At 40.2% G+C, this 21558-nt stretch carries 18 protein-coding genes; all 18 read right to left on the bottom strand.

Going from position 1 to position 21558, the window contains the following annotated elements; all coding sequences use genetic code 11:
- Nucleotides 1-61: 61 nt before the first annotated feature.
- Nucleotides 62-496, bottom strand: coding sequence for a YlbF/YmcA family competence regulator (locus CSV73_RS01120; RefSeq protein WP_085133298.1), 435 nt, complete (start codon nt 494-496; stop codon nt 62-64).
- The gene (gene miaB, locus CSV73_RS01115) at nt 496-2043 is read right to left on the bottom strand and encodes a tRNA (N6-isopentenyl adenosine(37)-C2)-methylthiotransferase MiaB (protein ID WP_099626389.1); all 1548 of its coding nucleotides are present in this window, start codon (nt 2041-2043) and stop codon (nt 496-498) included. The genes CSV73_RS01120 and miaB overlap by 1 nt, the downstream gene beginning before the upstream one ends.
- Before the next feature lie 149 nt (nt 2044-2192).
- Nucleotides 2193-2462: a stage V sporulation protein S gene (locus tag CSV73_RS01110; RefSeq protein WP_085133296.1), complete on the bottom strand. Its 270-nt coding sequence runs from the start codon at nt 2460-2462 to the stop codon at nt 2193-2195.
- A 92-nt stretch (nt 2463-2554) separates the two neighbouring features.
- Nucleotides 2555-3352, bottom strand: coding sequence for a TIGR00282 family metallophosphoesterase (locus CSV73_RS01105; RefSeq protein ID WP_085133295.1), 798 nt, complete (start codon nt 3350-3352; stop codon nt 2555-2557).
- Between the two features lie 67 nt (nt 3353-3419).
- The gene (gene rny, locus CSV73_RS01100) at nt 3420-4979 is read right to left on the bottom strand and encodes a ribonuclease Y (protein WP_085133294.1); all 1560 of its coding nucleotides are present in this window, start codon (nt 4977-4979) and stop codon (nt 3420-3422) included.
- A 530-nt stretch (nt 4980-5509) separates the two neighbouring features.
- The gene (recA, locus tag CSV73_RS01095; protein ID WP_085133293.1) at nt 5510-6571 is read right to left on the bottom strand and encodes a recombinase RecA; all 1062 of its coding nucleotides are present in this window, start codon (nt 6569-6571) and stop codon (nt 5510-5512) included.
- A 166-nt stretch (nt 6572-6737) separates the two neighbouring features.
- Nucleotides 6738-7994: a competence/damage-inducible protein A gene (locus CSV73_RS01090; RefSeq protein ID WP_085133292.1), complete on the bottom strand. Its 1257-nt coding sequence runs from the start codon at nt 7992-7994 to the stop codon at nt 6738-6740.
- A 16-nt stretch (nt 7995-8010) separates the two neighbouring features.
- Nucleotides 8011-8589 carry a CDP-diacylglycerol--glycerol-3-phosphate 3-phosphatidyltransferase gene (gene pgsA / locus CSV73_RS01085; protein WP_085133291.1) on the bottom strand — a complete coding sequence of 193 codons (579 nt, stop codon included), beginning with the start codon at nt 8587-8589 and terminating at the stop codon, nt 8011-8013.
- Between the two features lie 74 nt (nt 8590-8663).
- A complete protein-coding gene (locus CSV73_RS01080) occupies nt 8664-9467 on the bottom strand; it encodes a helix-turn-helix domain-containing protein (protein WP_158232261.1) in 804 nt (267 codons plus the stop codon).
- Between the two features lie 27 nt (nt 9468-9494).
- Complete coding sequence (locus tag CSV73_RS01075) at nt 9495-10289, bottom strand: DUF3388 domain-containing protein (RefSeq protein WP_085133289.1); 795 nt, start codon at nt 10287-10289, stop codon at nt 9495-9497.
- A gap of 132 nt (nt 10290-10421) precedes the next feature.
- Nucleotides 10422-11150 (bottom strand): elongation factor P 5-aminopentanone reductase, encoded by a 729-nt coding sequence (gene ymfI / locus CSV73_RS01070; RefSeq protein ID WP_085133288.1) that lies wholly within the window; start codon nt 11148-11150, stop codon nt 10422-10424.
- Between the two features lie 2 nt (nt 11151-11152).
- The gene (yfmH, locus tag CSV73_RS01065; protein WP_085133287.1) at nt 11153-12445 is read right to left on the bottom strand and encodes an EF-P 5-aminopentanol modification-associated protein YfmH; all 1293 of its coding nucleotides are present in this window, start codon (nt 12443-12445) and stop codon (nt 11153-11155) included.
- Nucleotides 12442-13716, bottom strand: a complete 1275-nt coding sequence (gene yfmF, locus CSV73_RS01060) for an EF-P 5-aminopentanol modification-associated protein YfmF (RefSeq protein ID WP_085133286.1) — start codon at nt 13714-13716, stop codon at nt 12442-12444. The genes yfmH and yfmF overlap by 4 nt, the downstream gene beginning before the upstream one ends.
- 208 nt (nt 13717-13924) lie before the next feature.
- Nucleotides 13925-14878: an ABC transporter permease gene (locus CSV73_RS01055; protein ID WP_085133285.1), complete on the bottom strand. Its 954-nt coding sequence runs from the start codon at nt 14876-14878 to the stop codon at nt 13925-13927.
- A gap of 1 nt (nt 14879) precedes the next feature.
- Nucleotides 14880-15926, bottom strand: coding sequence for an ABC transporter permease (locus tag CSV73_RS01050; protein WP_085133692.1), 1047 nt, complete (start codon nt 15924-15926; stop codon nt 14880-14882).
- A complete protein-coding gene (locus CSV73_RS01045) occupies nt 15916-17484 on the bottom strand; it encodes an ABC transporter ATP-binding protein (RefSeq protein ID WP_099626388.1) in 1569 nt (522 codons plus the stop codon). Before CSV73_RS01045 ends, CSV73_RS01050 begins: the two co-directional genes overlap by 11 nt.
- Nucleotides 17485-17744: 260 nt before the next feature.
- The gene (locus CSV73_RS01040) at nt 17745-18833 is read right to left on the bottom strand and encodes a BMP family lipoprotein (RefSeq protein WP_099626387.1); all 1089 of its coding nucleotides are present in this window, start codon (nt 18831-18833) and stop codon (nt 17745-17747) included.
- Between the two features lie 348 nt (nt 18834-19181).
- Nucleotides 19182-21530 (bottom strand): DNA translocase FtsK, encoded by a 2349-nt coding sequence (locus CSV73_RS01035; protein ID WP_099626386.1) that lies wholly within the window; start codon nt 21528-21530, stop codon nt 19182-19184.
- Between the last annotated feature and the right edge of the window lie 28 nt (nt 21531-21558).

Raw genomic sequence — 21558 nt, 5'->3', positions numbered from 1 at the left:
AACAGCAGCCCAGAAATTGAAAAAAATCGGAAAGGAATTTTCTCCTTTACCGATTTTTTATTTAAGAAAGTGATTTCTTTTGAGTATTCTCTACATATGAGCCTGTTTCACCACGTAATAGATCACCGCCGGTAGACTCAATAATTTCATCTGTCACACTATTTGCAATCGTATTGGAAACCAATTGAAGCAAGTTATTCACTTCGTCTTGAGACTGTTTGAATTCTTGTACTAATGGAATCGCATCAATTTCCTCTTGAACTTGTTCGATTTTCTTTTCGATTGCTTTTAATGCTCGTTCTTTTTCGTAGTTTTGGAAATTTACTGCCTGTGTTTGAAGAGATTTCATACTAGCAATTTTTTCACGTACTTTTTGATTTTCATTGATCTGTGCTTCTGCACGTTTATAAAACTCTACTTCTTCTGTGTTTGCCAACATATGTGCTAAATCACGTGCTTTTTCTATAATTTCGTCTTTCGTAAACTTCTTTTCCATTATCCCATCACCTTTTCTTGTTGGACTACTCTAATGAATTCACCATTGAGTGACCATGATTTTGCTTCTTTAATACGAACTTCTACAATCTCACCAATTACGGAGCGCGGTGCTACAAAATTCACAAGTTTATTTTTTTCTGTATAGCCCGCTAGTACATCAGGATTTCTTTTACTTTCCCCTTCAACGAGCACTTTAACAGTTTGTCCTTCGTATGGCTTCATTGCTTCGGCAGACATATCGTTCACTAGCTTGTTAAGACGTTGCAAGCGTTCTTTCTTCACTTCCATTGGTATATTGTCTTGCATCTTTGCAGCGGGTGTACCTTCACGTGGTGAATAAATATATGTGAACGCCATATCAAAACCAACTTCACGATAGAGAGACAACGTTTCTTGAAACTGTTCTTCTGTTTCATTTGGGAAACCTACGATAATATCCGTTGTGAGTGATAGATTAGGTATTGCAGTTCTAATTTTGTCAACCAGTTCCAAATAACTCTCTCGTGTATACTTGCGAGCCATTATCTTCAGCACGTCAGATGAACCTGATTGTACAGGCAAATGAATATGATCTACCAAGTTTCCACCTTTTGCAAGGACTTCTATCAAGTGGTCATCAAAATCACGAGGGTGACTTGTAGTGAAACGAATTCTCGGGATATCAATTAAGCGTAACTCATCCATTAGATCACCTAGACGGTATGTAATATCGTCAAAATCTTTTCCGTAGGCATTAACATTTTGCCCGAGTAAGGTGATTTCTTTATACCCTTGGGCAGCCAACTGGCGAACTTCTTGAATGATATCTGCTGGTCGTCTGCTGCGTTCTTTGCCGCGCGTATACGGCACGATACAGTACGTGCAGAACTTATCGCATCCATACATTATATTAACCCATGCTTTAATCTTACCGTGACGGACTTTTGGCAAGTCCTCGATCACGTCGCCTTCCTTGGACCACACTTCAATAACCATCTCTTTAGACATATACGCTTCATGTAAGATGTTCGGCAAGCGATGGATGTTATGTGTCCCGAAAATCAAATCCACTTGATCATACGTTTTCAAGATTTTATTTACGACGGATTCTTCTTGCGACATGCAGCCACATACACCGATTAATAAATCAGGATTTGTTAATTTAAGCGGTTTATAATGCCCTAATTCACCAAACACTTTGTTTTCCGCATTTTCTCGGATTGCACATGTATTAAGCAATATGACATCAGCTTCTTTTACATTGTCAGTGGCATCATATCCTAATGCCATAAGAATACCAGCTATTACTTCCGTATCATGTTCGTTCATTTGACAACCAAATGTTCGAATAAAGAATTTACGACCTTGTCCCATTCCTTTAAAGCGTTGATCTATTTGAAAGTTATCGTGATATTCCACTTCTTCTTTCCCGCGTTTTTTTGCGTCTTTTAGAGAAGGCCCACTATACACAGACTCGAAATATTTGCTATAGTCTTTTTTCACGCTATCTGGTTTCGATTTGTCTTTTGTTGCGAGTCCAGCTTGCAAGCGCTGTTCTTCATTCATTGCAGAAGCCCCTTTCTATTACTTATCGGGAAATAAGCATACCTGATGTTATTATACTGAACTTTTGTGTGATATGACAGCAAAGCGGAAAAATGTCGCTGGTTTGTCATGAAAAAAAGACCACATATTGATTCGTGGTCTTTTGTATTCTACTTACGTTCCTTTTTTTCAACGAAAAGTTTGAGCGCTGTTCTAGCTTCTCCGTTGATTTCGATATCGGTGAAGGCAGGCGCGCAAATTAGGTCGCCTCCACTTGGTGCAACGAATCCTCTTGCGATTGCAATTGCTTTGATTGCTTGATTTAATGCACCAGCGCCGACTGCCTGGATTTCGGCATAGCCTTGTTCACGGATCACTGCAACCAATGCTCCTGCTACTGAGTTCGGATTTGAGCGAGATGATACTTTCAAGGGACTCACGATATTTCCTCCTTATTTTGCAATGTCTATGGAACGCGTATATTCCATACGACATCCTATGATAGACAAGAAGGATTTAGACACCTAGATAATTAGTTTTTGAACGGATGATCTTCGTTAATTCGGATTCGTTCAATTTTGAGCGCTTTACCAGTTTTGTCATCCAATTCTACAAACATGCCGTTTAGCTGTGGTCTTCCACTTTTCGGTACCTCGAAGCGGGTTGGTAAGTTGGTATAGAAGCGATACAATACGTCTTCTTTTTTCATTCCTAAAATTTCATCATACGGGCCTGTCATACCTGCATCCGTTAAATATGCAGTACCCCCTGGCAAGATTCGTTCGTCTGCAGTTTGGACATGTGTATGTGTCCCTACCACTACAGATACTTTTCCGTCCAAGTGCCATCCCATTGCAATCTTTTCACTTGTAGCTTCTGCGTGAAAGTCTACAAAAACCAATGGTGATGTTTGCAAAGCTTCTTCCACTAGTTCATCAGCTTTAGCAAATGGATCATCATGCGGTGGCAAGAATGTGCGACCATGTAAATTAATAACGGAAAGTGTAACACCATTTTTTGTAATGGATGTCATACCTTTACCGGGTGCTTGCTCTGAGAAGTTGGCAGGTCGAATCAAATAGTCCACTTCGTCAATGAAATCATAAATTTCACGTTGATCCCATGTATGGTTTCCCATCGTGATGACATCTACTCCAGCATGCAATAAATCATGATAGATGGCTTTTGTAATTCCTCTACCTGAAGCTGCATTTTCACCATTCGCGATAATTACGTCTGCTTGATATTTTCGCTTCAAACGTGATAAATAATCAATTACCATTTCTCTTCCCATCGATCCTACAATATCTCCAATAAATAGTACTTTCATCTGTATTAACCTCTTTCCAAAATGAAAACAGCTTCCAAACGAATCGGAAGCTGTTTTGTGTTAGGTATTATTTCGCATACTCTACTGCGCGGGTCTCCCGTATGACCGTCACTTTGATATGCCCTGGGTAGTTCAATTCTTCCTCGATTTGTTTTCGTATATCACGTGCTAAACGATGTGCGGTAATATCATCGATCTGTTCAGGACGAACAATGATTCGCACTTCTCGTCCAGCCTGAATAGCAAATGACTTCTCCACACCTTCGTATGATTCCGAAATTTCTTCGAGCTTTTGCAGACGTTTAATATAATTTTCCAATGTTTCACTGCGAGCACCTGGTCTTGCTGCAGATAATGCATCTGCCGCGGCTACTAGCACTGCGATAACAGAGGTAGCTTCTTCATCACCGTGGTGGGAAGCAATACTGTTAATGACAACTGGATGTTCCTTATATTTCACTGCCAACTCTTTACCAATCTGCACGTGACTACCTTCTACCTCATGGTCAATCGCTTTACCGATATCATGTAGTAAACCAGCGCGTCTAGCAAGTGTTACGTCTTCTCCAAGCTCTGCTGCCAGTAAACCAGTTAAATAGGCTACTTCAATGGAGTGTTTCAAGACATTCTGCCCGTAACTCGTACGGAAGTGCAAACGACCAAGAATTTTGATCATATCCGGATGCAAGTTATGAACACCTACATCGAATGTAGTTTGTTCTCCTTTTTCTCGGATTAACTCGTCCACTTCTCTTCTAGATTTGTCGACCATTTCTTCGATACGTGCAGGATGAATTCGTCCATCCTGAACTAATTTTTCCAAAGCCAATCTCGCTGTTTCTCTCCGGACTGGATCGAAACCTGATAGAATGACGGCTTCTGGCGTATCGTCAATAATCAAATCAATACCTGTAAGCGTCTCAAGTGTACGAATATTTCGTCCTTCACGACCAATGATGCGACCTTTCATCTCATCATTCGGCAAATTAACGACAGAGACTGTAGTTTCAGCCACATGATCTGCCGCAAACCGTTGCAATGCCAATGATAGGATTTCACGTGCTTTACGCTCGGATTCCTCTTTAGCCCGTTGCTCAGATTCTTTTGTCATGACAGCAATATCCGTAGAAAGCTCTTCTTCGACATCTTCCAAGATGATGCGCTTTGCCTCATCTCTTGTTAACGAAGAAATTCTCTCTAATTCGGTCTTCTGTGTAGTAACGAGTTGTTCCGCTTTGCGTTCCATCTCTTCAATATGCTGTTGTCTTTCTAATAGCGCATCTTCTTTGCGCTCTAGACCTGCTTCTCTTTTATTGAGCGCATCATCCTTGCGATCAAGGTTTTCTTCACGCTGTAAGAGACGGTTTTCCTGTTTCTGTAATTCCGTCCTTCTCTCACGGACTTCAGTTTCTGCTTCAATCCGCAGTTCGTGAGTTTCATCTTTCGCTTCTAACAGTGCCTCTTTCTTCACTGACTCCGCTTCACGCTTCGCCTCTTCGACGAGTTGGTTGGCAGTATGTTTGGCACCAGTTACTTTTGAATCATTCACATTTTTCAATATAAAAAAGCTAACAACTGCACCGACGATGAGACTTAGCAAAACGGAGATGAGTATTTCAATACCCATTGAGGTCACCTCCTCCTGCTTATTCTTTTCTTTTCAGTCGGCTTGTATAATCAATTTTGCCACGGCGAATATATTCACTTTACTAGTTACCGAAGCTTCTCGGTAATGTCCCGATGATCTGTGAAAACACCTAAGGCTTAACTTAATCCAACGGGTAGTAGAAAACCTGCTGTTTCGGGACTAATTTTCTATTGATGTCACTACTTTTTACTTAACTTTTCATTTTGCTGAATTAAGTTAAAATCAACATACCGCCAAAAACAATTGATTGGTTTGTTAAATATAGGACGTATATAATACGCCACTTTAATTGTATAGTTGTATTTTTATTGTGTCAAGGAATGATGGAGGAAAAATCATGCTCACAGACTCTTTTTGTTTTTTGCTTGAGCCTTTCCACTTCACATTTCACTTATTCATTCAAATGAGCTTTAGGTTCTATATTAGCTGGAAGTATGTCATTCCCATACTAATTCTTATAAATATTTATAAAAAAACCGCCAATTGGCGGTTTTACTTCCATATATAACTTACTTTTCTTCCGAAAGTGTTAATAAATCATCCAGCTCGTCCTCTTCATCATGCGCTGCAATCACATAGTTCGTAGCATTCAAACCGTATGATTCACGGATTTTAGACGCGATTTCATCACGCATTTTCAAGTTTTCCTTCAAGAATTGTTTCGCATTTTCACGACCTTGACCTAAACGTTCGCCTTCATAAGAATACCAAGCACCACTCTTTTGGACTACTTCCAATTCAGATCCTAAATCTAGAATTTCACCTTCTTTTGAAATTCCTTCACCATACATGATGTCTACTTCTGCTGTACGGAATGGTGGTGCAACCTTATTTTTCACGACACGAATTCTTGTTTTATTACCCATAATATCGTTAGCTTGCTTGATTGCTTCACCTCTACGTACTTCGAGACGAACAGAAGCATAGAACTTCAATGCACGTCCACCTGGTGTTACTTCTGGATTCCCGAACATGACACCTACTTTTTCACGAATCTGGTTAATGAAGACTGCAATAGTATTGGATTTATTAATAGCACCAGAAAGTTTACGTAATGCTTGAGACATCAACCGAGCTTGCAAACCAACGTGTGCGTCACCCATCTCGCCTTCGATTTCAGCTTTTGGTACAAGTGCTGCTACTGAGTCCACTACCACGATATCTACCGCACCTGAACGAACAAGTGCTTCTGCAATTTCCAATGCTTGCTCACCTGTATCTGGCTGTGATAATAGCAACTCGTCGATATTGACACCTAGCTTTTGTGCATAGACAGGATCTAATGCGTGTTCTGCATCAATAAACGCCGCAGTACCACCACTTGCTTGTACTTCTGCAATTGCATGCAAAGAAACGGTTGTTTTACCAGAACTCTCTGGTCCATATATTTCAATTACTCGTCCACGTGGATATCCACCTATTCCTAGCGCCGCATCCAAAGCTAGTGAACCTGATGATGATGTATCAATTTGAAGATCAGTCTTTTCTCCCATTTTCATGACAGAACCTTTACCAAATTGTTTCTCTATTTGTTTTAATGCCATATCTAATGCCGCTTTACGATTGCTCAATTACAATTCCTCCTCAAACTCTTTTTCTACTCTTATTATACCTTTTCCCAACAGAATACACAAGAATTAAACGAACGGGTATTCGATAAATCAGTAATAGAAATTGAAAAACAAGCGCAAAAAGCTGAGATGAATTGAATTTTGCCAGCTAATTCACTAGCAAAATTCAATACTTCAGTTCTTTTTTCTCTTTGATTATTTGAATGAGATAATGTAAAGCAAATTGAACAGAACGTTTACGATTTGTATTACGAGAACCTGATAGCTGAAGTCTATAAGATGTTGTCTTCATACCTTCTGCTGCAATGCCAATCCAAACTGTACCGGCTGGCTGACCATCATGTGGCTCAGGGCCAGCAGCACCAGTCAGGCTCACTCCAAATGTTGTAGTGAATCTCTCCCGAACGCTTTCCGCCATCGATTCAGCGCACTCTGCACTGACAATCCCATGGTAATCAAGTAATGATGGTAAAATACCCAATTGCTCCACTTTCATCTCTTTATTATATACCACAAGGCCGCCTTTTAGCGCGTTACCTATTCCCGCTTCTGAACCAAGTTCCGCCATAAACATACCGGTTGTTAGACTTTCTGCAGCAGAAATAGTCCAGTCATTTTGAAGCAACAATTCAGTCGTTTTGGAAGCCAGTGTATCATCATCCACACCGTAGATAAACTCCCCTACAATAGAACGAATTTCCTGTTCCACAGGTGATATCAATTTCTGTGCTTCTTCTTCCGTTTTGGCTTTTGCGGTAATACGTAGGTTAACCATACCCGGTGAAGCAAGTGGTGCAATTGTTGGATTCGTCTGCTTCTCAAGAATAGCTTGGATACGGACTTCCAATTCCGATTCGCCTATTCCTTGTAACTTCAATACCTTTGAAGAGATTACATCTTGTTTACCATATACACCGAGTAAGTATGGAATTGCTTCTTGTTCAAACATGGGCTCCATTTCATGCGGTGGGCCGGGCAGCAAAATATACTGTTTACCATCTTTTCCTATTGCTATGCCTGGTGCCATACCATTTCGATTCGGCAATACCGTAGAACCTTTTAATACAAGGGCTTGCTGTTTATTATTTTCAGTCATTACTTTTCCGACTTGGGTAAAATAATCTTCGATCGTTTTCATCGCATCGTCATCAGATATAAGCTCACAACCCAATTCACTTGCAATAGTTTGCTTTGTCAAGTCATCTTTTGTGGGTCCGAGACCGCCACTAAAGATCAGGATGTCTGCACGTTGCTGAGCCAACTGAATTGTTTGTGACAAGCGTTTAGGATTATCCCCTACAACGGTGTGGCAATACACATCTATTCCAGCTTCAGCTAATTTAGCCGATATGAACCTAGCATTGGTATTCGTGATTTGTCCCAGAAGAAGTTCAGACCCTACCGCAATAATCTCTGCTTTCATGAATACACTTCACTCCTCACATTGACTCCACTAAAATTTTGCGATTTTTAACAAAGTAATCGATACCTGACCATACTGTAAATACTAATGCAATGTACAACATGATGGTTCCAAATGGAATACCAATCGCTTCGAAGAAAATATTATGCAATAAAAGGAATGATATCGCTAGTAGTTGCGTAACTGTTTTAATTTTACCTAACTGGTTCGCTGCAACTACTTCCCCACCACCCGCTAAAATCAACCGTAATCCTGTAACCGCAAATTCTCTACTGATAATAACAATCACAATCCATGCAGGAGCCGTCCCCATTTCCACTAATAAAATAAAAGCAGCTGAGACTAGTAATTTATCTGCTAACGGATCCAAAAACTTCCCCATATTTGTTACTAAATTGTTTTTCCTTGCTAAGTATCCATCTAGCCAGTCAGTTGTAGAAGCTATGATAAAGATGATCGCGCCCACCAAATGTTCAACAGGCATTTCTACTCCACCTAGCTGAATCACTCCCCAACCAAAGTCCACTGTAAGAAACAAGATGAAAATAGGGATCATAAATACTCTCGAGAGCGTAATTTTATTTGGTAAATTCATTACATGTCCGCCTTTCTAACGGTAAAATCTACTTATAAAGAATAAAATAATCACCTCTTTAGATGACTATTTTATTATGGTTTTTTTAACACAATGTTTTGTGGGACGAGATCTGTTGGGTAATCTACTCGTTGTCCATTAACAGTCAGTTCTGCATTTTCGTAATTACCAACTCGTATTCTCAAACTTTCTGCATCGTCCGCTTGAATTTCAATTGTTTCGCCTTCTTGTACTACTCGGGCACCACTTGGTTTCGGCATGCGTTCTTCGCCATCTTGATCCGTTACTGAAATCCAAGAGTTACCCGTAGTCTTGATAACCACTGTGATATTTTCAGGATCAGATAATTTGAATATAGAGGTTTCACCCACAGTAGAAGCGTGTTCAACAGGCTTCTTAACCACTTGGTTTGAATCCTGTTGCGGATCAGTTACAACTGACGAAATAGGGTCTGATGATTCATCATCTACAGTTGGTTCTGATGCATTGTCTCTTAGTAAAGTATAAACAATCACTAAAATCATTATAATAAATAGTGCAACAATTATTTTTGGCATTGCTTCTTTTAATTGGTTACTCTGCTTTGAACCTGCACTACGTTGCATAGTCGCTGGCACAATTTTTTCCTGTTTTTCTTGCACTGCCGGTTCATACTCATCTTGATAAAGACTCAGTATTTCATCCGCATCCAAGTCAACCGCTTCTGCATACTGTTTAATAAAAACACGTACATAGAAAGCGCCAGGAATAACTTGAAATTCTTCATTTTCAATTGCTGATAGATAACGTTGCTGGATTTTCGTACTGTCCTGCAAAGCTTCTAACGTCAATCCTTTTGAAATCCTCGCTTCTTTTAAACGAGCACCTATTCCGATCAAATTCAACACCCACCTAACTCATTTCAATCAATTAAACATATTAAAGCCGCCCATAGTATTACGGTTGGATAGTGGATCATTCTTCTCTAAAATGTCGTAAGTGATCTCTTGATCTACAGTCGTCCGCAACTCTATAATTATATCAAAATCTTCCATTGTATATTCGGATTGCTTCACAAACATATCCGGATGCTCAACCACTTTAATTGTCGGCAAGCCCATAATTTCACGTACTAATTGCATATGACGTTCGTCAGAAGTTTTTCGTGTCACGATCCCGTCAAGTATAAAAATGTTATCGTCTGAGAATTCATCCCCCATCATACTCGTTCTAATCGTTTGTTTAATCATCGTGGAAGATAAAAAGACCCATTTTTTATTAGCACAAACACTTGCCGCTACTACGGATTCTGTTTTTCCTACCCGCGGCATTCCACGGACACCGATTAGTTTATGACCATCTTGTTTGAAGATCTCTGCTAAAAAGTCCACTAAGATTCCAAGCTCACTTCTTATGAATTGATAGGTTCTTCGGTCATCGGTACCGCGCTGAATATAATGTCCATGTCGGACAGCTAATACATCACGCAATTTAGGTTCTCTGATCTTATGGATGACAATCGCATCCATAGTAGAAGCGATCAACTCGAAACGTTTAATTTGCTGATCATGATCAGTGTGAACGAGCATACCACGGTATCTGCCATCTACCCCATTAATAGTCACAATATCTACTCGTAACATACCAAGTAGGGAAGCAATATCCCCTAGCAATCCAGGCCGATTGACTTGCAACTCATATTCGACATACCATTCTCCCATTCAACACACTCCTTCATAAAACTACTTTTTCCAGAACGCACAAGTATGCACTTAGTTCTATAATAGCGGATTGCCAAAGCGAATAAAAGAAAAAAAGAAAAGGACAACAGGCATTGTCCTTTTCCCAAGGCTTTAAATATACCAGCCACCATTGATTTGAATTATTTCACCTGTCATATAATTTGCTTTGCCACTCAACATAAATTCGACCATATTCGCTATTTCTTGCGGTGTCCCGACTGACAAAAGCGGAATCTGTTCAAGTACCATCTGACGTTCCTCTGCAGAAAACTCTTGATTCATGCGGGTGTCGATCCATCCCGGGGCAATAGCATTGACCCGTATGCCTGAATACGCGGATTCCTTTGCATATGCTTTGACGAAGGCATGCTGTGCACCTTTGACTGCAGAATACATTACTTCACCTGCAGCACCAGTACTGCCCCATATTGATCCGATAAATACAATATAGGAGACCTCATGCTTGCGTAGTTTTTCAGATAACAGTGCGATTAAACGGGCTGGATTCTGCATGTGGACCTGCCACAATTCCGACATTTCCATTTCGCTTGTCTCCGATAACAGTTTGACAACTGACTGACCGTTAGCTACAACAATTGCTTGAACGCTTTGAATGTCAGCTGCCAATTTCTCTGCTGCCCATTCAACTCTAAAGTCTGCTTGCACACTACGGAATTGTTGGTTGGGATAAGTCTTTTCCAATTCATAACGCAATAGATCGAGCTGGCTTTTATTTGCATTATAGTGCATATACAAAGACCACCCCGCTTTAGCTAGTTGTTTACAGATCACTTCCCCAATCCCTCCGGATGCACCTAAAACGAGTGCAAAACGCTTCATACTCATTGCTTCGGTGGCATGACTTTGAAGATTGTATAGCTATTGTCATCGGAGAACGTTGCAAATGCTTCTTTTAGTTTATCCATCGATAACTTCTCTAAAGTTGGTACGACATCGAATAAATTCATATCGTTAAATTCATATCGTGTGTATTGGTTCGCGATAAATTCGATGGAATTCAATGAACGCATAAATTGACCAATTTTCTTTCTACGCATCCTATCCAAATCTTCTTCTTGCACTGGCCAATTTAATTTTGCGTCTTTAATCGTATGACGAATCAATTTTTCCAAGCGCTCTGGCTCATCTGTATCAGAACCGACCATCGCAAAACCGTAGCCTTCTTCCAAGGAAAACTCATATGAGAACGATTCATCAACTAAGCCTTCTGCGTTCGCTTTTTCATAAAATGCAGATGTACGACCGAATAGACTATCTAATACGAGGTTTGCTGACAATTCCGTTTCAAGCATCTCTTGTCCTTGTAAATCTACCTTGGTACATTTCATACCGATATTCAATTTCGGTTTTGAAACATCCATCGTCAATGTACGTGCAGGCACATCGACTTCATTTGATTCTGACGGGAATTGGCGTTCAATCACCTCTGGTTTATCGAACGATTTCTTTGCTTGATCTTTTTTAACAAACGCCATCATTTCTTCCGGCTTCACTGCTCCCACGATAAACAGTAACATGTTGGATGGATGATAGAATGTCTCATAACATGTATATAAATGTTCAGCTGTAATGTCCTGAATAGACACTACAGTCCCGGCAATATCGATTTTTACCGGATGGTTTTCATAGAGGTTTTCAATTGTGCCAAAATATAATCGCCAGTCGGGCTGGTCATCATACATGGTAATTTCCTGGGCAATAATACCCTTTTCTTTATCAACAGTTTGTTTCGTGAAATAGGGTTGTTGAACAAAATCGAGTAATATTTTTGTGTTTTCTTTTAGTTTATTGGTTGCAGAAAAAAGGTATGCCGTTCTACCAAATGTTGTATAAGCGTTGGCAGAGGCACCATTTAAACTAAACTTCTGAAAAACATCTCCATCTTCTTTCTCAAACATTTTGTGTTCTAGAAAATGGGCAATACCATCAGGTACTGTAATGAGTTCATCTTTGCCATGCGGTTTAAACGTACGATCAATGGACCCATATTTCGTCGTAAACGTTACAAACGTTTTAGAAAATCCACGTTTCGGTAGAATAACAACTTTTAAACCATTATCTAGTGTTTCAGTATAAATCTTCTCTTGTAGTTGATCAAAATTTACTTCTTTCATTCGGAAACATCCTCCTTACCTGACAGCAAATACACAATTTCCAATTGAATTGTATTCGCCATTTCCTTTATATCTTCCAATGTGACCGATTCCCACTTTTCGATTAATCGTTCAGCCGTGAAGTTCTCGTCTAATTCTTTATATTGATCAAAAATTTCAATCTGACTGCGGGCTGAATCATTTGCACTCAAGATGCTGTTTTCTAGAAGTGCGACCGTCTGACTTAACTCGACTTCTGTACTCTCGCCATTTTGTAATGCCGTTAGTTGCTCAAGAATTAACTTGACAGCTTTCTCTTCCAAATCCGCATCAATACCCGCCGTGACATAGACGATACCATAATGCGATGCAAATGCACTATTCGCATAGTATGCCATACTTTCCTTTTCTCTCACGTTCATGAATAATTTACTATGAGCAAAGCCACCGAAAACACCATTTGTTATTTGCATCTTATGGTAATCAGGATGATGGAAAGATACAGGTGTATGGAAACCAAGATGAAGTTTACCTTGTTTCATGTCTTGTTTTTCTCTGACTGTATTCACAGAACCTGACACTTTCACATCCAATAATTCATTTTGTTTCGCCGCATCTCTAGCTGCAAATGGTAAGAACTGTTTAATTTGCTCAATGATATCATTCTCATCTATATCGCCCACTACATAAATATCAATCAAATCATTATTCATCATATCTTCATATGTAGCATAAAGACTTTCACTTGTAATTTCAGACACCGCAGTTTCTGTGCCGTAAGCTGAAATTGATGCCGGGTGATTCGGTCTCATGATTTCAAGCATGCGTTTCTGTGCGAAACGTGTTTTGTCGTCATATATAGAACGAATCCGATCACGGACATTACGTTTTTCCCTCTCTGTTACATCGGGATCAAAAGCCTTATCCGTTACATTTGGATCAAACACTACAGAACGAATCAATTGCCACAACTGTTTAAAGATGTCTTCTCCTGCAAAAAATTCATCGTTTACACATTCTGTATAAAGTGAAACCATATGCTGAGAGCTTCTCTTTGAGACGTCCGTAAATAATACTGTACCGTACAACTCGTCAAGCGCCTTGCGCATTGAACTTAATGTTGGGTACTGCTTCGTCGAATCCTCCATCACATTTGCTAACACTGTACGTTCAGAAGCTTTCTTTTGATCCAGTGGTGCTTTCCACTTAATTGTCACATTCACCGTTTTAAATTGTTCCGTTTTACGTATATACAAATGTACGCCATTTTGTAATTTTGTTTTATTGAACATACAAACACCTCGTTTACCTTATTATATGTATTCCTAGTCTCACTATACATTTTAGCCTGCCATTTGGAAAATGATACAACTTTCGTGCGCTAAAGATAGACTTTAGCCAGGACTGAAGCGGAAGATGAATGAAATCTTGATTTATTATCACTACAACCTTAGAAAAGCTAACTGAAGAGTATGTATCTCCAGCTAGCTTTTCTAGTTTTTATCTATTTCCTTTAACGTAAGGTTTACCAAGTGCTTTTGGTGCTTTCGCTTTTCCTAGGAATCCAGCAAGCGCTAGAATAGTTAAAACGTAAGGGAATATATGGAAATACACTGGTGGGATGTCTGCTAAGAACGTAATACTAGAAGAACTGATGGCTAATGCCTGCGCAAATCCGAAGAATAGCGCGGCTCCCATAGCTCCTAGTGGGTGCCATTTCCCAAAGATCATCGCTGCAAGTGCCATGAATCCTTGCCCATTTATTGTCGCATGTCCGAAATCATTCGTGATGGTTTGAGAATAAACTGCCCCACCAATCCCGGCCAGTCCACCAGAAATCAGAACTGCGATATAGCGAATTTTTGTTACTTTAATTCCCATCGTATCTGCCGCCATCGGATGCTCTCCTACTGAGCGAAGACGTAAACCAAATGGCGTCTTGTAAATAACAAACCATGCAATAAATGCAACAGCTATCGCCAAAATTGAAGAGCCATAAACTAATTTAAAGAACATGGGTCCTATGATTGGGATATCTTCCAAAAATGGTACGTTGAATCTTGGGATTTTTTGTTGAATGAAATCAGTTTGACCTTTACCAAAAATCATTTTTACTGAGAATAATGCAATGGCAAGTCCTAACATGTTAATCGCTACACCTGATACTACTTGATCCGCTCGGAACGAGATAGACGCTATAGCGTGAAGTGTTGCAAACAAAGCCGAAACGAGCATTGCCACAATTAATGCAATCCAAGGTGTCCATGCACCAAAGGTATCCGCGAAAAACAGGTTGAACAGGATCCCGATAAATGCACCCATAATCATGAGGCCTTCCAATCCAATATTGATGACTCCGGATCGCTCAGAGAATACACCGCCAATTGCTGTAAAAATAAGAGGAGCTGCAGAAGCAATTGTTATAGGTATGATGAAATATAATACATCTAACATGTCACTTTGCCTCCTTCTTGTTGCGCAAACGTATGAGTCCTACACGGATGATGTATCCGCAAGCAACAAAGAAAATAACCAATGCTATAATAATTGAAACAATTTCTACTGGAATGCCTGCTTCATTCGGCATATTATTCGCACCATATTTCAATGAACCGAATAATGTAGCCCCGAAGATGACACCAAGTGGCGTATTCGCACCAAGCAAGGCTACAGCGATTCCATCAAAACCGATCCCTGTAAAGCCACCCATGGAAGACATGTTACCAAACGTACCAAGCGCTTCCATCGCGCCTCCTAGTCCAGCGAACGCACCAGAAATGACCATTGCAAGAATAATATTCTTGTTGGCGCTCATCCCCGCATATCGGGCTGCATTATCGTTATATCCTACAGATTTCAATTCATATCCAGTCTTCGTTTTCTCTAAAATGAACCACATGACAACAACCATAGCCAATGCTACAAAAATTCCGTAATGCAATGTGGAGTAGTCCGTTAGATTTGATAAGAACTCCGACCGAAGCGAGGCCGATTCATGGATACGCTCCAATTTGAATCCACCACCGGAGAGTGTTTTAATTAATGCGTTAACCACATGTAAGGCAATGTAGTTCATCATAATCGTGACAATAACTTCATGTACTTTCAATGTTGCTTTCAAAATACCTGGTACAAGTCCCCAGAGTGCCCCAGCAACAGCAGCTGCTATGAGTGCAAAAGGTAAGTGAATAATTTTAGGAAGATCGAACGCCATCCCAACGTAAGCCGCAGCAAACCAGCCCACAATTAGTTGTCCTTCTACTCCGATATTAAAAAGTCCAGTTCTAAATGCAAACGCTACTGCAAGTCCTGCTAGTAAGTATGGACTGATTTGACGAATAGTTTCACCAATGGCATAAGAATCACCGAAAATACCATTCCATAATGCCATATAGCCTGTGATTGGGTTATAATCACTGATCAGCATCACGATCGCGCCTACTAAGAGCCCTAAAAAGATCGAAATCACCGGGACCAGTATATTGATCATTTTATTCGACATGATGTTCATCACCGTCCTTCTCAGCAGCTAGAACTTTTTTCTCAGCAACATCTTTTGAATGGCCTGCCATCATTAATCCTAGTGCTTGTTCCGTTGTCTCTTGTGGAATTACGGTACCTACTATAGTTCCATCATAAATAACTGCGATTTTATCTGAAACGTTCATGACTTCATCCAATTCAAATGTAATGAGTAAAACCGCTTTTCCACTGTCGCGTTGCTCAATTAGACGCCGATGAATAAACTCGATTGCTCCAACGTCCAAACCACGAGTAGGTAATGCCGCAATCAGTAAATCCGGATTTCTCATAATTTCCCGTCCGATGATTAGCTTTTGCTGATTCCCACCGGATAATGCTCTCGCTAATTCATGTGTACCTTGCGTTCGCACATCGTACTCTTTGATCAGTTCTTCTGCTTTTTCATTGATCACTTTATAATCCATGATTCCACCTTTAGATAATGGTTCATGATAATACGATTGAAGCGCGGTATTATACGCCACTGAAAAGTCTAATATAAGTCCGTGCTTGTGGCGGTCTTGTGGAATATGTCCAATACCGGTTTCAGTAATTTTTCGCGGTTTTTTATTTGTGACATCTTCATCATTGATGAGAATCTTCCCGCTCTTCACTTTAGTTAAGCCAGTAATTGCTTCGATTAATTCGGATTGGCCGTTCCCATCAATGCCGGCAATTCCAACAATTTCACCGCGGCGTACTGAAAGATTAAGGCCTTTTAATTTAGCAACACCCCGGTAGTCATTAACTTGTAGATTTTCTATCTTCAATACTTCTTCAGTAGGATGAGATGGACCTTTTTCCGTTTTAAATGTGACTTGACGTCCTACCATCAACGTCGCCAACTCTTCGGGATTCGTTTCCGATGTAATAACAGTACCAATTCCTTTACCTTTGCGGATGACAGTTACTTTGTCTGAGACATTCATAATTTCCGCCAGTTTATGGGTGATCAAGATGATTGATTTTCCTTCTGCAACGAGCTTTTTCATAATATTCAATAATTCATCAATTTCCTGAGGCGTTAATGATGCGGTAGGTTCATCAAATATTAAGATATCTGCTCCACGATAAAGTGTCTTAAGAATTTCGACACGTTGTTGCATACCTACGGAAATATCTTCTATTTTGGCGTAAGGATCCACATCTAGCCCATACATCTTAGAAATTTCCGCTACTTTTTTCGCAGAATCCTTAATGTTGATAATTCCAGATTTAGTTGGCTCACTACCTAAAATAATATTTTCGGTAACCGTTAAATTCTCCACCAACATAAAATGCTGATGCACCATCCCAATTCCTAGATCATTTGCCACGTTGGGATCAGTGATGGCTACATTTTCGCCACGGACACGAATTTCGCCACCATCCGGTTGATACAAACCAAATAATACATTCATTAGGGTCGATTTCCCAGCACCGTTTTCACCTAGCAATGCGTGAATCTCGCCTTTCTTCAGTTGTAATGTAATATGATCATTCGCATAGAAATTTCCGAACTTTTTTGAAACGTCTAGCATTTCAATTACATAATCCATCCCAATCACTTCCTTGCCCATAATTGAATTCAATAGAATTAAGTAGCACGACTCTTCTCTTCAATAATACGTGATAAAACCCCCATGTGAAAAGTTGAAAGCTTTACCATTTTTATAAGTAGCTTACAGATATTTTTTTATTATTAATCTTAGAAATTAATAAAATAAAAGTTCCGGAACAATGACCAAGGAACCTTTATTTTATTAACTTAATGAAATGAAGGCCGGATATGAAACCGGCCTTCATCTGTTTAATGACCTTATTTCTTTTTTTCTACAAACTCTGGTACTTCAATTTCACCATTTGCAATTTTTTGTGCATGTTCATCAATTTGATCCAATACGTCTTGTGGAATAGCACCACGTGAATCAGCAAGACCTAAACCGTCATCTGAAAGACCATATACTTTTGTTTCCCCACCAGGGAAGTTACCAGCCATTGACAAATCGGCAATGTCTTTAACTGCTACGTCAACACGTTTTAACATAGATGTAAGTGTAACGTTGTCATCTCCAACTTTACCTTCTTCGTACTGGTCAGAGTCAACACCGATTACCCATACGTATGCATCTTTATCTGCTTGCTTACGTTCTTTCGCTTCTGAGAATACACCGTTACCCGTTCCGCCAGCAGCGTGGAAAATAATGTCTACGCCAGAAGAATACATACGACCCGCCTCTGCTTTACCAAGTTCCGCTTTATCAAATGCACCTACATATTTTGAATCTACTTTGATTTCAGGCTTAACTGATTTAACACCCTCAAGGAATCCAGCTTCAAACCGCTCGATTACAGGATTGTCCATACCACCAATGAAACCAATCTTATTTGATTTTGTCATTAATCCAGCAGCGACTCCAGCTAAGTATCCGCCTTCTTGTTCTTTAAAGAGGATGCTAGCTACGTTTGGAGCATCTACTTCACCATCAATAATTGAGAATTGAGTATCTTTTTGTTGTGCTGCAATATCTTCAATTGCATCTTCCATCAAGAAACCTACTCCGAAAATTAAGTTGAAGTCACGACGAGCCAAGTTGTTAAGGTTAGTTGTATAATCTTCCGGGCCAGTTGACTGAAGGTAATCGTATCCGCCGGTTCCTTTTTCCCATCCTTGATCTTCCCCGAATTCTTTAACGCCTTTCCATGCAGATTGGTTGAATGATTTATCATCAATTCCTCCAACGTCAGTTACCATAGCAATTGAGAATTCGCTTTTCTCACCGTTGTCCCCTGTTGCCGGCTTTTCACCCGCATTGTTTTTGTCCTTATCGTCAGAGCCACATGCTGCTAACATTGTACCTGCAGCTAACACTAAAGACATCGCTAGACCAAATTTTCTTTTTTTCATGATTAATGACCTCCCCTGGATAATTTTGGTATTATGTTAGGACGCTATACGTCTTATACCCTATCGACACTACTTTTTACCCAATAATTGGATACGAAAGAATCATTGTTAATTAATCACTTGGGAATTTATTACCTTTCCCCTTTTGACGTTCATAAAAACAGTGGCTGTGTTACATTGCATGGTAGCGCTTTCCGCTCTGCTAAATATTGGATGATACACTCTATTCTAATAGCCTGGAATGATAATTCCCTTCTACCTTCACTATAACATTTACTTAGGTAGAAGGAAATATCTAGCCAAAATTACGAATAACTTCGACTTATCAAAATAAGAACAACTGAAGCCTTACATTTCCAGCTCTGACTTATTGAGTAATACCTGTCTTGGCTTACTACCTTCAGGCGGTCCAACCACACCACGTGCTTCCATTTGATCCACTATACGTGCAGCTCTAGCATATCCAACTCGGAAACGCCTCTGAATCATTGAAACGGACGCGGTTTGCATTTCTACTACCATTTGTACTGCTTCATCATACAAATCATCGGTTTCTTCATGCGGAGCTAATACTTCCACTTCAGTCGGAATCATCTCTTCCTGATACTGAGCTTTTTGTTGTTCGATAACGAAATTCACTACCGCTTCCACCTCTTCATCTGAGACAAATGCGCCTTGTATACGTGTAGGTTTTGAAGCACCAGCAGGCAGGAATAACATATCTCCTCGCCCCAACAACTTCTCTGCACCGCTACCGTCCAGAATAGTCCGCGAGTCGATTGCTGAAGATACAGCAAACGCAATTCGAGAAGGGATATTTGCTTTGATGATACCCGTAATAACATCCACACTTGGACGCTGAGTGGCGATGATTAAATGAATACCAGCAGCTCTCGCCATCTGTGCGAGACGTGTAATGGAATCCTCTACGTCACTTGACGCGACCATCATTAAGTCTGCCAACTCATCGACGATCACAACAATATACGGCATCCGCGGATGTTTCTCATCGTGCTCTTCATTCCATTGTTCAATATGGTTATTATACCCTTCTATATTTCGTGTGCCAGTATGGGAAAATAACTCATATCTGCGCTCCATTTCAGAGACAACTCGTTGCAATGCTTGCGCCGCTTTCCTAGGATCCGTAACAACAGGCGCCAATAAATGTGGGATACCATTGAAAACATTCAACTCTACCATTTTGGGATCGATCATCATCATTTTCACTTCATGTGGTTTCGCCCGCATGATGATACTCATAATGATACCGTTGACACAGACACTTTTACCGCTTCCCGTAGCACCCGCAATCAATACGTGAGGCATTTTATTCAGTTCTGTCATCATGGCTTGTCCTGTCACATCACGACCTAAACCTACTAGCAACTTGGACTCGGGAGGATTATTTTCCTTAGATTCCAGCACTTCACGTAAACTTACCATCGCCACTGCATTGTTTGGCACTTCTATTCCAACTGCCGATTTACCAGGAATTGGTGCTTCGATACGAATTCCGCTAGCTGCCAATGCCAATGCAATATCATCCGCCAAACTAACAATGCGACTTACTTTCACACCGGTATCAGGCAGGATTTCATATTTAGTGACAGCTGGTCCTAAATGCACTTGTGTCACTCGTGCTTTGACCCCAAAGCTTAGGAACGTTTTCTCTAGTTTTTTGGCGTTTGCTTGAATTAAATCATATTCTCCAGACTGATCACTGGCTACAGGCGGTTCCAATAAATTGGGCGAAGGTAGAATATACGATTCGTTTTCTTGCTCTCCACCCATTACAGGATAATCAACCGCAGGATCTTTAGGATCAAGTGTAGTGTCCACTTTATCTATCGACTGCTTTTCTTGTACAATTTCTGGTTGTGCAGCCTGTTCGATTTTCGCCGTGAAGCTAGAGATAATCGGTTCACTGGCCGGTTCTGGATAATCATGTACTGCTTCCATTTCAGAAGTGTCTACCGGCTTCGCCTTCGGCTTAGTCTTTCTATTACCGCGCGCACTTTCTTTACGTTTTTCTTCAAGTGACTTGACTGATTTCTTTTCTCTCGCTGCCCACTTTTTCTTAATAGCATTCATCAAGATAGGTGTTTGTTCGACCAGAAACGGAATCAAAGCCTTTCCCGTCAACAAAATGATACCAATGAGCAGTAACAGCACACCGGCCACTGTAGCGCCTGATGAATCAACTAGTGAATAAAACATCGCGAACAGCACAGCGCCCAACATACCGCCACCCAGCGTCCCTGTTTGGTCATGTATACCATCATTGGTGATGAGAACTTTCCACGTTTCCTTAAGTGCAGAATTTGACATCAGAACTTTGCTTTCATACAATGTCTGAAATAAATGAACATGACTGAACAACAGCATACTACTTAAGATGAATAAACACCCGATGACAATTCGGTGCTTATATCCCCCTATTTGTCTCTTGATCATGAATATCAACGCTTGTACAATAATCAAAAATGGCAATGCAACATACCAATTGCCCAATAAGAATCGGGAGAAAGCCGATAAACCTCGACCGATGACACCGAATTCAAAGATCATGATAATTGCGATACCGATTAAGACGACACCTAAAATTTCAAACCAGAGTGGTTGCATTTGACTTTGCTGTTTTTTCTGTTGTCTTTTCTTCGCTGGTGCTCTCTTTTTAGCACGTTTCTTCGCCATTTGCCAACCCCCTTTCTGAAAAAAAGAT

It is taken from the genome of Sporosarcina sp. P1, assembly GCF_002743155.1.
In the GTDB taxonomy this organism is placed as follows: Bacteria; Bacillota; Bacilli; order Bacillales_A; family Planococcaceae; genus Sporosarcina; species Sporosarcina ureae_B.
Note: the sequence above shows the minus strand (reverse complement) of the source record. Positions and strands in the feature narration are given on the sequence as shown.

Excerpts from the sequence above, each read along its gene's own strand:
- rny (WP_085133294.1), bottom strand. The coding sequence starts at position 4,979 with ATGGGTATTGAAATACTCATCTCCGTTTTGCTAAGTCTCATCGTCGGT.
- CSV73_RS01090 (WP_085133292.1), bottom strand. The coding sequence starts at position 7,994 with ATGAAAGCAGAGATTATTGCGGTAGGGTCTGAACTTCTTCTGGGACAA.
- miaB (WP_099626389.1), bottom strand. The coding sequence starts at position 2,043 with ATGAATGAAGAACAGCGCTTGCAAGCTGGACTCGCAACAAAAGACAAA.
- CSV73_RS01120 (WP_085133298.1), bottom strand. The coding sequence starts at position 496 with ATGGAAAAGAAGTTTACGAAAGACGAAATTATAGAAAAAGCACGTGAT.
- yfmF (WP_085133286.1), bottom strand. The coding sequence starts at position 13,716 with ATGTTCAATAAAACAAAATTACAAAATGGCGTACATTTGTATATACGT.
- yfmH (WP_085133287.1), bottom strand. The coding sequence starts at position 12,445 with ATGAAAGAAGTAAATTTTGATCAACTACAAGAGAAGATTTATACTGAA.
- CSV73_RS01040 (WP_099626387.1), bottom strand. The coding sequence starts at position 18,833 with ATGAAAAAAAGAAAATTTGGTCTAGCGATGTCTTTAGTGTTAGCTGCA.
- pgsA (WP_085133291.1), bottom strand. The coding sequence starts at position 8,589 with ATGAATTTACCAAATAAAATTACGCTCTCGAGAGTATTTATGATCCCT.
- CSV73_RS01075 (WP_085133289.1), bottom strand. The coding sequence starts at position 10,289 with ATGGGAGAATGGTATGTCGAATATGAGTTGCAAGTCAATCGGCCTGGA.
- CSV73_RS01045 (WP_099626388.1), bottom strand. The coding sequence starts at position 17,484 with ATGGATTATGTAATTGAAATGCTAGACGTTTCAAAAAAGTTCGGAAAT.
- CSV73_RS01035 (WP_099626386.1), bottom strand. The coding sequence starts at position 21,530 with ATGGCGAAGAAACGTGCTAAAAAGAGAGCACCAGCGAAGAAAAGACAA.
- ymfI (WP_085133288.1), bottom strand. The coding sequence starts at position 11,150 with ATGAAGCGTTTTGCACTCGTTTTAGGTGCATCCGGAGGGATTGGGGAA.
- CSV73_RS01105 (WP_085133295.1), bottom strand. The coding sequence starts at position 3,352 with ATGAAAGTACTATTTATTGGAGATATTGTAGGATCGATGGGAAGAGAA.
- CSV73_RS01050 (WP_085133692.1), bottom strand. The coding sequence starts at position 15,926 with ATGTCGAATAAAATGATCAATATACTGGTCCCGGTGATTTCGATCTTT.
- CSV73_RS01055 (WP_085133285.1), bottom strand. The coding sequence starts at position 14,878 with ATGTTAGATGTATTATATTTCATCATACCTATAACAATTGCTTCTGCA.